We start from the raw sequence: 13,804 nt of genomic DNA, 5'->3' as shown, positions 1-13,804 counted from the left end.
CGCCAGGACCGGCCCACCCAAAGCCGATCCCTGCTCTTTGACATGACCGAAAAATCCAAGGCAGATTCTCGTCTGCCGCCCGGCGTGGAACAGCGTCCAATCCGCTGCTGTTCCGTGCTGTTATGATGCTGTTATGATGCTGTTATTCAATAACAGCATTTTCGCTCGCAAGTCGCTGAAAACCCTCCTATAATTCCGGCCAAAAATCCAACTTAACAGCATCGAAAAAATTACCGCCTCGAAAACAGCAAAAACAGCATGCGGACACCGGCCATTCCACCCACCTGGTCCGGCGAAAACAGGACCTGTTATCCACCTGTTCCCAGCCTGTTTTTCACCTGCTATTCGATAACAGGTGAATGCCGTTCAAGTCATTGAGAGATAACCGGAAAATCCCGCCCAAAATCCAACATATCGGGTGAGAAAAAATCCCCGCCGATTATCAGGTGAAAACAGGTGGCCGATCGGACGCCGGCCACCATTGAAGACCGCTCATCCACCCCCGCGCCAACCCGCCGCCGCCATTTCCCGATTTTCCCGCAAGCGCGCCGTAAAATTCCCGTGCGGCTCCATCAAAATTCCCGCAGCTTTTCCCGCAGAGTCCCGCAGAACGCTCAAAAAAGCAGCTTCCCGCAGAACTTCCCGTCGCTGCGGGAATATCGCAGCCCATGCCTCGTTGTTCCGGTCGGCTCCGGAAGAGCGGGGAGGGGGCCCCGGCGGTTCGGAATTCAGATTTCTCCCAGCAGGAAATTGATCGCCGCCTCGCGATCCTCAGGGGCGGTGTCGGCCACGACGAGACGGCGCAGATCGTCGCGCGTCGCCGCCGCGATCTCGAAATTCTCGTCGAACAGATTGCCGTTATGCTCGACGACGAAATAGTGGAGCCAGGCGGCCAGCATGGCGAAGAAGCCGGGCAGGTCGGCGGCGATACGGATATGGGACCAGCTTCCTTCGCCATGGCGGGCATAGCTGATGCTCCCATCGCCGGTGATGCTGACCGGGTTGGCCGCCCAGTCGGCAATGACGTAACGGTCCTCGTCCCACCCGCTGGAGGCATCACCCGTGTTCGCGTCGTGCCGGTATCCCTCCTGACGCTTGTTCAGCTCCTCCAGGCCATAGAGATACAGTTCTTCGGCGGACCAGGGCAGCTCGACGCCGCCCGGATAACCCGACGCCTTTATCGCGTCGGACAAGGGGTCGCCAAAGACCGTCCGGTAAAATGACTCGCCGGCATCGGGCGTCTGCACGGCGATCGGCGTCTCCGCTTCGACGCCCGCGCGCACCAGACGTTGAATTGCTTCGTCGTACTGCACTCTTACCTCCTACAAACATCCCGCCTTGAAGCGCTTGATCATCTCCATCCGATCGATCAGGCGCCCGCTGGTGCTGTTCTTCCAATTCCCACGATGGCCCTGCTTACTGTAAAGATGGTCGTTTGGCAGTCCTCGCCGGCCATTGGGAAGGAAGCGGATATTGCGCGGATCGCCCTCCCAGGCCGGGGCGGTCGCGGCGTTGTTGATATGGTGCCCGGTATAGCCGCCGACCTTGCCGGTCTTCAGCAATTCCGCCTGCTGCGCGGGCGACCAGTTAACCGTTCCGCGCCCGGTTTCGCGCACCAGCGCCTGCTCCTGCGCCCAAGCGCGCGCGATACCGGAGGAGTAGCTGCCTTGCTGCGGCGTAATCGTCGGGTGCAAGGGATAGGTGACGGTGCCCGGCGCATCCGTCAGCCCTTCCGGATCCATCCAGCCCACCGGATCATGCACATAGGCATGGGTGCGCAGGCCGCCATCGACCCCGATCGGATCGGGGGACAGATACTGGCCGGTGTCCGGGTCGTAATAACGATTGAGGTTATAGTGCAGCCCGCTCTCGGCGTCCTCCCACTGGCCCGGAAAGCGCAACGCGCAGGAGGCGCTGTCGGTGTCACCCTCGTCCTGGCCGGCGCGCGCGCGCAGCACGTCGCGCGCCGCGCGGGTGCGGCCCCATAATTGCGGCTCGGCGCGCCAGCGGCATTCGCCATCGGCGCCGAACAGGGCGTGCGGGGAGCCGATCTGGTCAGCCACGATCGGCAGCCATTCCGCTTCGATCGGGTCCGGCGCGCCATTCTTGCCGGCGGGCACCAGCTCCTTGGCGAGGGGGCGTCCGCCGTCCGGTTCGAAATGCCACCGCTCGATGCGCAGCTCGCTCGCGCCGCCGGCCCCATCGCCATCGCTGTCGCCATCACCGTCACGCCGGTGCCACGCCTCGGCCAGCGCCGCACCCTGCCAGACATAATCGACACGCCGGCGATCGGGCGCATTCAACAACATTTTGCCCACGCGCCGGCCGAACGCGTCATAGCTGTAGCGCCAGCGCGCGCCGTCCGGCGTCTTCAGCTCGACCAGCCGGTCGAACCCGTCCCACAGATACTGCCAGCGCTGCGGACGGAAGCCGTCCTGCGTCTGCACCCGCTCCACCATCCGCCCGCGCGCGTCATAGCGGAAGCGGTTGGGGCCGGCCTCGATCACGCAATCGTGCCAATAGCGATGCTCGCCCGCCAGCCCTTCGGCGAGGTTCATCAGCGTATCGTAGCGATAGGCCTCGCGGCCGCCCGGGCGCTCCACCGCCACGGCCTGGTCGCGCAGGTCATACTGATAGCGGATCTCGCCCGTGGCGGCGGTGGCGCCGCCTGTATCGACGACGCTCGCCAGGCGACCCGCCCGATCCCATTCGTAGCGGCGTTGCAGTGCAGCGGGCGTCTGGCGCTCGGCCGCGAATGCCTTGACGCCGCCCGCGCGCTGCTCGGCAAGCCGCCCCGCCGGATCATAAAGCTGCTGCAGCTGGAATGCCGTCGGCAGGCCGATCGCGGCCAGTTCACGCAACGTCTCCAGCCCGCTCGCATCATGCGAGAAGCGCAACGCATGGCCGTTGCTCTCATAACGTTTGAGCAGCCCGGCACCGTCGAACGCCAGCGCCGTCTCGCCGCTCGGGCTGGCGCGGCCGACACACCGCCCCGCCTCATCATAGCGATAGGTGACGGCGATGCCGTTCTGCTCTTCGCCGATCAGGCGGCCCTTGTCGTCGTAGCGGAGCAGGACATCGGCAATGCGCTGCGGCACGCCATCGACCAGGACCCAGGTGCCGGCGCTGACCAGCCGATCCTGTTCGTCATAGTCGTAGGAGATCGCGTCATCGCCCGCGATCACCCGCGCGATGCGGTCGCGCGCATCCCATTCGAAGCGCTGTTCGGTCCCGTCGGGCATCCGCTTGGTGAGAACGCGGCCAAGCACGTCGCGCTGATAGAGCGTCTCGCGCCCCGCCCAGTCGATCTGGGCAATCAGCCGGCCGGCGGGGTCATAACGGAACTGCCATTGCTTGCCGGCCGGATCGGCGATGGTGGCGAGGCGGCCGGCGCCGTCATAGCTGAACTGCGTCGTGGCGCCGAGCGGGTCGATGACCTGACGCAGCGTATTGAAGGCGCCATAGACAAAGCGTGAGGCCTGGCCGTCGCCCCGGACGCGGGCGGCGAGCTGCCCCTCGCGGTCATAGCTGAAGCTGGTTTCGCCGCCATCGGGCGCGCGGGCGCGGCTCACCGCCCCGCGCGGATTCTCAGGGGAACGCTGATAGGCCCAGATGCTGGCGCGCCCCGCCGGATCGGTGAGTGCGAGCAGGCGTCCCATCCGGTCCCATTCGGTGCGCGTGACCCGGTCGCCGGGATCATGGCGCGCGACCGGGCGGCCGGCGGCGTCATTCTCCCACTCCACCGCGCCCAATCCGACCGACTGGTCGCGGACCAGTGCGCCCCGCGCGTCATAGTCGGCGGTCCCCGAACTGCCGTCCGCGGCTTTCCATGCCGTGATGTTGCCCCGGTCGTCCCGCGTCCAGCTGCTGGCGCCGTCCGGCCCCTCGAACCGGGCGAGCGCGCCCCAGCGATCATAGCGCCAGCTGGCGGTCCGTCCGGCCCAGTCGGTCAGCGCAATCAACCGCCCGTCGCCGTCATAGGCGAACTTGGTCTCGCGGCCGGCGGGATCGATGCGGCGCTGGAGTCGCTCGAGCGAGTCCCACTCGCTGACCGTACGCGCACCGACCGGATCGAGCTCTTCGGTGACCAGGCCATTGGCGTCGTAGCTGAAGCTGGTGACCGCGCCGGTCGCATCGACATAACGCGAGCGCCGCTCTTCCGGGAAGTAGAGGAAACGGTCATTGAACATGCCGTCGCTAGTCCGCGTGCCGACGACGCGACCGGCCGAATCATAGGCGATGTCGACGTGCGTCGGTCCGCTGTCGCGCCACCCGCTCAGCCAGCCTTCGGGCGTGTAACGATAGTGGAACTCGCCGCTGAACGCGCCGATCACCTGCAGCAGATGGCCGTCCGCATCATAGTCGTAGCGCAGGACTGGCTCGTGCTCGCCCTCCATCCACAGCGTGCGCAGCCATCCATGCGGCGTGGTTTCGACGCGGAACACCGTGCCGTCCGCGTGGCGGATCGTGGTGAGGTGACCCGACGCGTTGCGATGGAACAGGATGCGGTTGCCGTTACGGTCCTCGATCCCGGCCAGCTCGAGTATCGCCGGATCCGGTGCCGGTGCGAACAGCAGGAATTGCTGCGACCGGCTGTCATACAGGCGCAACTGGCCGCGCGTGCCGGTCAGATGGTAATAGGGCGCCTTGAGATGCCGTGCATCGACCAGGCGTGCGTCCCCGATCGCGAACAACAGGCGCTGTCCGCCCGCATCCTCAAGCAGGGCGGTGCCGGCCTCGGCGTCGAGCAGCAGCCGCTGTGACCAGTTGCAAATCCAGCGCGATCCCAACGCCCCCGCCACCTGCATCTTGCCGGAATAGGTGCGCTCCAGGCGCAATGGCAGCAGGCCCGGATAGTCGAAGTCGATCCGCTGGTCGGCATAATCCCCGGTGACGACATCGACCGGTTCGCCGAACAGGCGGCGCAGCGGTCCGTCGAGCAGCCCGCCCTGGCGGACCGCCGAACGCATGCCGATGACCTCGGCCGCGGACAGCAACAGTTGCTCGGCCACCGACAGCTCCGCGTCCGGCGTGCCATAGGCGCCGGTGCTGGTGTCGCCGAAGATGGTCGTACAGCCTTCCTGGATCACGGCGTCGCACGACAGCTTATGGCCGACGCGCGCCATCGGCAGGCCGTTGATGAAGACCTGCTCGCTGCCCTCGATGATCTGCGGCGGCGGCGAGCTGGGGTGCTTGGTGCAGGCGGCGATGTCGGTGACGCGCGCGGCCGCCTTGCCCTGGAAGAACACATTGGGCGAGCCGCTGGCGATGGGGCCGGACAGGGTGGCCGTCTTGGCGCCCGCGCCGGCGACTGCGGTGGCGACAAAGCCGCCGACCGCGCCGGCGCCGAACGCGACCGCCGCGCCCACCAACGGGGCCGCCATGCCCGCCGTGCCGATGATCGCCGCCGCGCTGACCGCGACGAGCGCGCCGACGACAATGCCCGCGGCGATCCCGGCGAGCAGGCCGATAAAGGCGTTGCTATGGGCGATCTGGTGGGTGAGATGCGCCGCCGCCTTGCCCGGCCCGGCCAGCCGCTTGGCGCCGAACTGCTGCGCGACCCAGAACGCGCCTTCGTCGGCATGGACCTTTTCCGCGAGCCACGCTCCGGCCATGGCGCCGGCGATCGGCGCCGCGACCCGGCCCGCAAAGCATTTCAGCGCGGTCATGCCGCCCGACGCCGCGGCCGAATAGGCGCCGGCGGCGAAGATGCCGGCCGAGGCGACATGCCCGGTCGTCGCGATCGCCGAGACGGTGCCGGCATTGCTCGACGCCGCGGTCCGCTCGCTCAGGTCGCGCAGCTTGTCGTCAGCGGTGAGCGGGGTATCCGTCACGGTGCAAAGGTAAAGGACTTGATCGCGGCGATCAGCAGGTTGCGGGTCTCGTCATCGGCTTCACCCGGGATCGATCCGGTGAAGTTCAGCACGGCGCTCGCCTCGTGCAGCACCATCGCCATCACCTGATGGATCGGCTTGCCGTCGCTCCGCCAGCGCAGTTCCAGGAAATGCGCCTCACGCTCGTCGATCCGACCGGCGGTGTCGGCGATCATCTCGCACCCGGCAAGCTGGGCGCTGAAATTCTGCCGTTGCTGGATCACATAATCCTGGAACGTCATGCCGAGCGGCAAGCTGTCCCGGGCGATCACGAGGTTGGTGCCCTGTGTGCCCGCATCCTTGGGCAGCAGCACATTGATGCTCTGATCCCGCCACTCGGAAGCCAGCGTAAGAGATCCTTCGGCAATCCGATACATCATCTGCATCCTTGGTGAGGTGCGACAGAACCACCTTGGTACTGTCGGAAGTCACGATTCGGCTAGTCTCATTCCGCCGACGGGTGGCAAGAGCGCGTTAATTGGTCGATCGATTCCAACGTGTTGTCCCGATTGTCGCCGGAACGCATGGCCGGCACATGCATGTGTTACCCTGATCGACCCCGTCGGGGCTCGAAGGAAAACAGTCGGCAATGAAAAATATCACAGAGACGATGCTTTGCTTTCGAGATGCGGCTGCGCATGTTTGGAATGCTTATTTGCGCACCACGGATGATCCAATGTCAGTGGATGTTCAATTATCCAGAGATAGAATAGAGTTGGAGCTATTGCGTGCGATTGTTCTTTATAATTTGAAAATAGATCTGGATATAGAAAATTACCGGCATAATCATATTCAGGAAATAGTGATATGCCCTAGAGATGGAATTTACGACCTCCCTGTTCTGATTGGAGAGAGGCACGATAACGGCAACACAACCTGGTCTAAATCACTGATTGGATCAGATGGTTTTCCGATTTTGGCCTTTAAGGAGTTTTTCGACTGGAATTCTTACGGTCATGTAACGATGGGCTTGGTCATAGTTGTTTCAATCGATGATGGACGTATGTATATGATCGAAGAAATGCATTGTGATTTCTTTGCCGCGGCTAACTCAGTCGAATGCGGAGCAGATTGACCTGACTGACGCGCAAACTTGTGACTTCCACGCATCGCCCTATCATGCCGTGCGAACCGGCAGGAGGTGATGGGTGGACGCGAAGCCAGGGGTGAGTGTCCAAATCACCGCCTACCTGCGAAAGAACGGCGTTCGGCTTCTCTTCGAGGCCCTGGTCAATTTCATTCTGCCGTTTGCGATCTACCATTACCTCGAGGCGCCGCTGGGCGCGGTGCGCGCGTTGCTCGCCTCATCGGTGCCGCCGATCTTGTGGAGCCTGGTCGAGTTCGCGCGCCACCGGCGGGTCGACGCTCTGTCCCTGCTCGTGGTGAGCGGTATCGCGCTGTCATTGCTGGCGATGCTCGGCGGCGGCGGTGTCCAGTGGCTCCAGCTGCGCGAAAAGCTTGTCACCGGTGCGATCGGACTGGCATTCCTCGGCTCGGCGCTGATCGGCAGGCCGCTGATCTACCAACTGGCGCGCGCGAGCATGCGGCGCAAGTCCGAAGCCGAGGCGCAGCAGTTTGAGGCGCTGCAGGTCCATGCCGGATTTCGCCGGACAATGACGATTATGACGTTGGTATGGGGGCTGGGCCTCCTCACCGATGTCGCAATATCGGTCGTGCTGGTGTTCACCCTCAGCATCCGGGAATATCTGATCGTCAATCCGGTCCTTGGCTATGGCACGATGGGCGCTCTCAGCCTTTGGTCCTTCCTCTATGGCCGGCGCGCCAAGCGGCGCGGTGAGGCACGCCGGGCGGCAGAGCGGGCGGTTGATCCAAAGTTCGATAGCGGCAACGGATAACGCTCAGCCCAATCGGTCAGTCGGCAAGGTGTCGCACGGGGGCGCTTGAAAGGCGGGCGAGAAAGTGAAGCGGGTCCAGCTTCAGCAGAGGGATGATTCGTCAACCTCTGCCCGGTAGCCGGATCGGGCAGGAGGCTGAATGTCGGGATCGATTTCCTATACGTTGAACGAGCAGGACGTCGTCGTCGCTCATCGCGTGCTATATGGACACCGCGCCGGCTCCCGCCGGGCCCTGGGCTATAAGGCGCTCGTCTTCGCGATCTTTTGGCTAGGCTGGTTCGCACTCAACCTGTTGAACGGCGCGACATGGGCAGATGCGGCGCGATCAACCTCGATCGTCTGCGCGGCGATCGTCGTGCCCCTATTGCTGCTGGTGCTTCTGGGATACGCCTTTGCCGGATATCAAGCGCGGCGGCTCTTCCGGCAGCAGAGCACCCTGCGTGAGGAATGTCGCACGAGCTGGACCGATGAGGGATTGGACCTCCGCAGCGCGGCCGTTTCGGTCGTCATGGCGTGGCGCGACTTCCACAGTTGGCGGCAGGAACCATCAGGGTATCTGATCTATCTCAGTGACTATAATTGTCACGTCTTGCCGCGCCGCTGCTTTACCGACGCGCAATGGACTGACCTCGAAGAGACGCTTGTCCGGAGTGGCCTGCCGATAAGGGGAGCCAAAGTGGCCGCCGATCGGATCGATCCGGGCCAGGCTGGCGCAGAGAAAGCGCGGCTCCGCCGATGGGGGATCGCGGCCTGGTCCAATCCTGGCCGGGTAGCCTTGTTGTGGATGATCCTTGCCTTCCTCACGATCGTCGACACCATCCTCTTCCCCCAGCGCGGCGGCATGGTCAGCAGGATTCTCTTCCTGTCCGGCACGCCCGTCCTTGCCGCGTTGCTAGCCGGCTGGGTCCTGCGACTACGCTCCGCGACGCTGGGGCTTGCCGCGGTCTTCCTCGCGATCGCGATCGTCTTCCAGGGAGAATGGCTGCTCGCCAAATTCGTCGTGCCGCAGGGCCTGGAGGATGAGTTCTTCACTGTCCTGGCCAGCGCGATGATCGTGGTTGCGATCCTGTCGGTCTGGCTGCGCTTCTCGCACAGTAACGCAAAACGGACCTGGGCTGCGACCGGCTTCCTGATCGCCACGATTGCCATCGCCGCCTGGTTTTCCCAGGCGGACCCGACCTTCTACCGCGTCTCGGAGCAGGCACGATCGCTGCTCGGCTTCGGTCCTTCGGACGAGGAAAAGGCGACGGAGAAGAGCATCGACGCGATGCGGGACATTCCCGTCGATCGCCTGTGGGGGGCGCAGCCCGGGCTGGTGGAGAAGGCGGTTGAAGGCCTGTCGCCGCGCATTCCCGGCCGATCCAATGTCTACGCCATCGCCGTCGCCGGGGATGGGCAGCAACAGCTCTTCTCACGGGAGGCTCATCTTGCGCTGCGGGTCGCCGCGACGCGCTATGGCGGGGAGTATCGCGGGGGTGTGCTGCTCTCCAATGGCGTGGCTGATGTCCTCCATGCGCCGTTCGCAACACAGGACAATATGGCGGCGGCAGCCCGCGGCCTTGGACGCCGGCTCGACCCCGTCCGCGACATAGCATTCGTCTATCTGGTCTCGCACGGATCGGGCGACGCCGAACTCACGACCACCCTTCCGACCTATGACGAACTGACGCCGATCTCTTCCACCTCGGTCGCCGATGCGCTGGCGCGCGCGGGGATCAGGCGGCGCATCATTATCGTGTCGGCCTGTTTTTCGGGCAGCTGGATCCCCGCGTTGGCGAATGACGATACGATCGTAATCGCGGCGGCACGGAAGGACCGTAGCTCCTTCGGGTGCGACGATAGGCGTTCCCTGACATATTTCGGCAAGGCCTTTCTGCAGGGACCTCTGGCACAAGGCGTCTCGCTGCATGACGCGTTCGAGGCCGCGCGGCGCACGGTAGCAGGCTGGGAAGCTGAGGGTCACCTGACCCCGTCCGAGCCACAGGTCTCGGTCGGCCGGAACATGCAGGCGTTCTGGACGCAGGCAGGCAGCGCTGGACGCTAAGGACTGGAAGGAATTCTGCCGAATCCCGGACGGCGGGCAACGCGGCTCGGAGGGCGGCTGAGCGCCTTAATAGCGGTCGTTCGAGCAATTGACTGGCTATCCCGAAAGCCGCTGGTCGGCCACTTCATAGCGGCGGCTATTGGGTGGAAAGCAGAAATCGGAGAAATCTACGGTCGGTCGCCGCTCGCAAGCTCAGTTAGATAGGCAATACGAGGCTCGGCAAGACGGGCTCGGCAGGTCAGCCCGGCACGTGCCTGTTCGGGAACCGGTGCTGCCTCGGCCTCGGCCCGACAGGCGCGTTCGCGCTGGCGCTGCCATCGCTTCTGTTCGATGCGAAGATGTGGCGTACCGGTCGCACTGGATATCGACCCCCGGCGGAACGCGGCATCCAGCCGCACACCCAGTTCGCGTTCGATGTCATCGTCATATTCTTCGGCTAGACAAAGGGTGAATGGGCGCGCGTCGTCATCGGCCTGATGAATGCAAGCATTGTTGGCGTGAGCATCCGCGAGACACGCGTACCGCGGTCCGTCTTCGGCACTAGGTCCATCGCAGATGACAGGCGGTAGAGCGGCCGCCGTCTGAACGAGCATCAGAAAAGCTCCTATCAGCATCGGCTGCTCCTCCCGTCGATCGATATTATAGTTCTGGGGTTAAGGCAGCAAGTGGGTCATCTCGTTCGGCAGGATTCGACCAGAGCCAGTCATACAAGCGGGCGGCGATGAACGTCCGGCCTTGGGAAAAGCTGTCGTTCGGGCTGACAGAACCGGACGATGCAGCGCGCCAAACTCATCTGCTCTACTGGTGAGCGCCCATCCCGAAAATGGCCATTCCAGCGTTGCGCGCGACAAACGTACTTTAACTGGTGGAAATTACGCACGATTTACCTTTTTGAAGCCTCGTCGCGAGGCCGCGAACGTGATAGCTCTGTCAAGGCAAGGTTGACGCGGGCGCCCTTCGGACTCGGACTGTATTTTTGCGTGAAGCAAATGGCATGGCTTGAAGCTGCCAATCTCGAAATGGCCGCTTTCGCAGGAATTCTGCGAGAGCGGCCATTCATTCAGAGTCGGCGATATTGCCGCATGCAGACGGAACCCGTCTGGCGTTGGCTAGAAGCCCAGGCAATCGCGAAACAGGACGCCAGGACCGCTGCCATTAAAGGCACCTGCGGTCTGGTTTCCCCGAAGATCGGTACCGCAGACGAGCGCGTCACCGGTGAATGTGGCCCCAAAGACGATGCCGTACTTCTGATTGTTGCCATCGTCGCTATAGGCGCCGCTTCTGCCCCCGGTGAACACGACGCCCGTTCCGCCGATGATGTTGGCGCCGAAAGTGTTGGCCGCTCCAAGCGCCGCATTGCCTAAAAAGCTGGCATTGGCGAACTGGGCGCCCAGTACATTGCCGATCACCATTCCATGACCGAGATTCTTCTCGGAGCGCAGATTGGAGAATTGCAGGTTTTGCGTGTGGCTGCCGTCGATGACCAGGCCCCGCGCGTTACCGAAGCCGATGCGGCTGCCGTTCCAGTTGACGGTTGTGATGCGCCCGCTTGCCCCGCTGTCAAAGACCACCCCGTCGGATATCGAACTGTCGAAGTCACAAGCGTCGATCCACAGATCGAGGACATACTGGCTTGCAGCAGGAGTCACCCGAAGACCATAGGACGCCCTTTGCGAAACGCACTTGTCCAGCCACACTCCCTCGGCTTGCGTGACAAGGAAGGCGGCCGTGCCGCCGCCGGCGACATTGTTGTACGTGGTACAGTTGTCGAAGTACTGATTGCCCCCACCGTTGACGGTAAAAGCGTTGCCGAGATGATCGCTGATATCGACATTACGCAGTCGGCAGGTGCGATTGTCGCCCTCAAGGACGACCCCCTGGAAAGGTCTGAGGATCCAAAGATTTTCGAGCGAAATCAAACGTTGCCCGTCGATGCGGATCGCCGCGCCCGCTGTTGCCGTGCCACTGAAATCAAGAGTCATGTCTTTCACGCCACCGCCTGTGAAGGAGGGTGTGGCAAAAAATTTGATCAGGTCTCCAGTTGTGCTTGTTGAGACAATTCGGGTGGCCCCGATGCCTTCGCCGACCAGCGTCACATTCGCCGACGAGATTGTCAGCGTTCCCGAGATTTTATAGGTTCCCGCCGGGAAGGAGACCATTCCTCCCGTAGCGCCGACCGCGGCGATGGCATTCCTGATCGCGGTCGTATCATCCGCAATCCCGTTGCCCACGGCTCCATAATTAAGCACTGAAATCATTTTGTCGTTACCTTGATTGAGCGCTGGAGATATGTCCAACGAACAAACAGGGAACAATATAACTCCTACATTGCAAGCCCGATCCAGTTTGAAGGAGCGCAGGCCCAGGGAAAGGCCGATTTGATTGCGCATGTTCGTCCGCGGTGGGACACCGCACCGCGCACGGCTTGGCCCGCGCCGTTCAGTGGACCCGATCGGCAATGGCAACCGACACGAGAAGGTCCTGCAGCCAGCTGAACGAAGGTCCGCTACTACGCATTGTTCGCCTGAAAGCTGCCATTCCGCTAACCGCCCAGATCCAGCCGCGCGGCCACGCGTGAACGAGCGTCCGGTCTCGGGTAACGGAAGTGGCGATGCGAATGGCCGGGTATGGGTCTAGACGTCTAGGCTGCCCCAAGTCCACGCGGCTGCGCGGACACCAGACCCAGCGTTCTGCGGCACGGAGAAATGTGGCTTCCGAGCCTCTCGAACCGGCTTTGCGACGGTGTCCAAATAAATTGTGATGGACCTTCGGCAATGTCTATGGTGAGCAACCGGGATGTCCGCCATGGAAGGGTTGCCTGGCCCGTTTGCAGGCCTCACCAATCGAGAACTGGAAGTTCTTCGGCTGCTGGCGGCCGGTCATACCGTCAAGACCATTGCGCATCGGCTTGGCCGCTCGGAAACATCGATCAACGAACGTCTTCGTGATGCGCGACGCAAAACGGGCGTGGGGAGCAGCAGAGAACTGGCACGCATCCTGGACGCCCAAAAAATTTGGGACAAAAAAATCGATCTTTCGGCGGAAGGGGCGGCGAGCGACAGCGCCTTGCAGCCCGCAACCCGGGGCGCCAAAACGTCGAAAGGACTAATTGCCATGCTTATCGCGATGTCTGCGGCCGCCGCCGCAATGATGTTCACGCTAGCACCTTCGGTCGAGCAAGGGTCAACACCGCAGGCCATAAAAATCAGCACAAACAAGCAGCTGCCCCTGGTCGGAACCTGGTCACTCGACGTCTCCCGCATCCCCCAGGTGGAGCGGCCACGGGCAGTGACGATCACCTTTCGCGTTTCAAAGGACCAGAAGTGGACAACGCTCGTCGAAATCGTTGCGCCTGATGGTTCCATCCAGCGCGCGGAATCGACCGCCGCTCTGGACGGTGTCCCTGTAGCTATCGCCGGCAATATGGGTTTCGTCGATACGGTTGCGCTGCGCCAACCGGCGCCGAACGCGCTGGTTATGACCTTGGGAAAGGATGGCGCTCCGCTATCGACCCGTGTCTATACCGTCGCCGCGGATCGAAAATCGATGACGGAAACGATCGTCTGGCCGGGCAAAGATCTTCCGAAACTGGAAACAACGTATTTCAGGCGGATCGACTGACGCGAGGCCAACGCATCGGCGGGGTGCTCCGGTGCATCTTACGGTAGCTCGGCTGGCGGATTGATGCAGCGGGGGAGCGTCCTCAAGGAAAAGCATGATGTTCCATGCGGCGTCTCGGCAAGTGCAGCTACGGCAAGCGAGAAGGCTGCAAGGCGGCTATCCGCTTTCCGCGCACCTCAGGTTGTTTGGCGGTCATCGCCACATGCCCGAATCCAGCCGTTCATCCGACATGAACCAATGTCCAGAGACGGGAAGCTCAAACTGAACTGCGAATGACGGCAAATGGGTCTTAGCGCCGAATCGCCGTATCGAATACAGGTGCTGAGTCTTCGGAAATTGGTTTTTTGCTATGACAAGTGAGCGACGCGAACACCCTGTCGAACCGGTTCAGTTGCCGACCGATTTGGCAG

General features: G+C 62.7%; 9 protein-coding genes. 4 read left to right on the top strand and 5 right to left on the bottom strand.

Translation table 11 applies throughout. The annotated features are described in order from the left end of the window. Positions 1-728 precede the first annotated feature (728 nt). The 3 genes from OO12_RS02525 to OO12_RS02515 are packed head-to-tail and all read right to left on the bottom strand — an operon-like array spanning position 729 to position 6,250. Complete coding sequence (locus OO12_RS02525) at positions 729-1,313, bottom strand: hypothetical protein (protein WP_152616230.1); 585 nt, start codon at positions 1,311-1,313, stop codon at positions 729-731. A gap of 9 nt (positions 1,314-1,322) precedes the next feature. Then, entirely contained in the window at positions 1,323-5,834 is a 4,512-nt protein-coding gene (locus tag OO12_RS02520) for an RHS repeat-associated core domain-containing protein (RefSeq protein WP_052215458.1), read from the bottom strand. Next, the gene (locus OO12_RS02515) at positions 5,831-6,250 is read right to left on the bottom strand and encodes a DUF1795 domain-containing protein (RefSeq protein ID WP_160296717.1); all 420 of its coding nucleotides are present in this window, start codon (positions 6,248-6,250) and stop codon (positions 5,831-5,833) included. Before OO12_RS02515 ends, OO12_RS02520 begins: the two co-directional genes overlap by 4 nt. 212 nt (positions 6,251-6,462) lie before the next feature. On the opposite strand from OO12_RS02515, the gene OO12_RS27850 reads away from it, so the two are divergent. From OO12_RS27850 to OO12_RS26645, 3 genes are all read left to right on the top strand, one after another. Then, positions 6,463-6,948: a hypothetical protein gene (locus OO12_RS27850; RefSeq protein ID WP_152616229.1), complete on the top strand. Its 486-nt coding sequence runs from the start codon at positions 6,463-6,465 to the stop codon at positions 6,946-6,948. A gap of 73 nt (positions 6,949-7,021) precedes the next feature. After that, positions 7,022-7,729, top strand: coding sequence for a VC0807 family protein (locus OO12_RS02510; RefSeq protein ID WP_200887369.1), 708 nt, complete (start codon positions 7,022-7,024; stop codon positions 7,727-7,729). Between the two features lie 139 nt (positions 7,730-7,868). Next, positions 7,869-9,773: a C13 family peptidase gene (locus OO12_RS26645; protein WP_052215456.1), complete on the top strand. Its 1,905-nt coding sequence runs from the start codon at positions 7,869-7,871 to the stop codon at positions 9,771-9,773. Between the two features lie 167 nt (positions 9,774-9,940). On the opposite strand, the gene OO12_RS27360 is transcribed toward OO12_RS26645, so the two are convergent. Then, positions 9,941-10,366 carry a lysozyme inhibitor LprI family protein gene (locus OO12_RS27360; protein WP_160296716.1) on the bottom strand — a complete coding sequence of 142 codons (426 nt, stop codon included), beginning with the start codon at positions 10,364-10,366 and terminating at the stop codon, positions 9,941-9,943. A gap of 516 nt (positions 10,367-10,882) precedes the next feature. Next, positions 10,883-12,031, bottom strand: coding sequence for a glycosyl hydrolase family 28-related protein (locus OO12_RS02500; RefSeq protein WP_034157066.1), 1,149 nt, complete (start codon positions 12,029-12,031; stop codon positions 10,883-10,885). Positions 12,032-12,578: 547 nt separating this feature from the next. Between OO12_RS02500 and OO12_RS02495 the strand changes: the two genes are divergently transcribed. Further along, positions 12,579-13,394 (top strand): helix-turn-helix domain-containing protein, encoded by an 816-nt coding sequence (locus tag OO12_RS02495; protein WP_235364659.1) that lies wholly within the window; start codon positions 12,579-12,581, stop codon positions 13,392-13,394. Positions 13,395-13,804: the final 410 nt, after the last annotated feature.

Source organism: Sphingomonas sp. ERG5, from assembly GCF_000803065.1.
Classification (GTDB): domain Bacteria; phylum Pseudomonadota; class Alphaproteobacteria; order Sphingomonadales; family Sphingomonadaceae; genus Sphingomonas.
Note: the sequence above shows the minus strand (reverse complement) of the source record. Positions and strands in the feature narration are given on the sequence as shown.

What these genes read in the sequence shown, in the direction of transcription:
- OO12_RS02515 (WP_160296717.1), bottom strand. Translation starts at nt 6,250, where the DNA reads ATGTATCGGATTGCCGAAGGATCTCTTACGCTGGCTTCCGAGTGGCGG.
- OO12_RS27850 (WP_152616229.1), top strand. Translation starts at nt 6,463, where the DNA reads ATGAAAAATATCACAGAGACGATGCTTTGCTTTCGAGATGCGGCTGCG.
- OO12_RS26645 (WP_052215456.1), top strand. Translation starts at nt 7,869, where the DNA reads ATGTCGGGATCGATTTCCTATACGTTGAACGAGCAGGACGTCGTCGTC.
- OO12_RS27360 (WP_160296716.1), bottom strand. Translation starts at nt 10,366, where the DNA reads ATGCTCGTTCAGACGGCGGCCGCTCTACCGCCTGTCATCTGCGATGGA.
- OO12_RS02500 (WP_034157066.1), bottom strand. Translation starts at nt 12,031, where the DNA reads ATGATTTCAGTGCTTAATTATGGAGCCGTGGGCAACGGGATTGCGGAT.
- OO12_RS02495 (WP_235364659.1), top strand. Translation starts at nt 12,579, where the DNA reads ATGGAAGGGTTGCCTGGCCCGTTTGCAGGCCTCACCAATCGAGAACTG.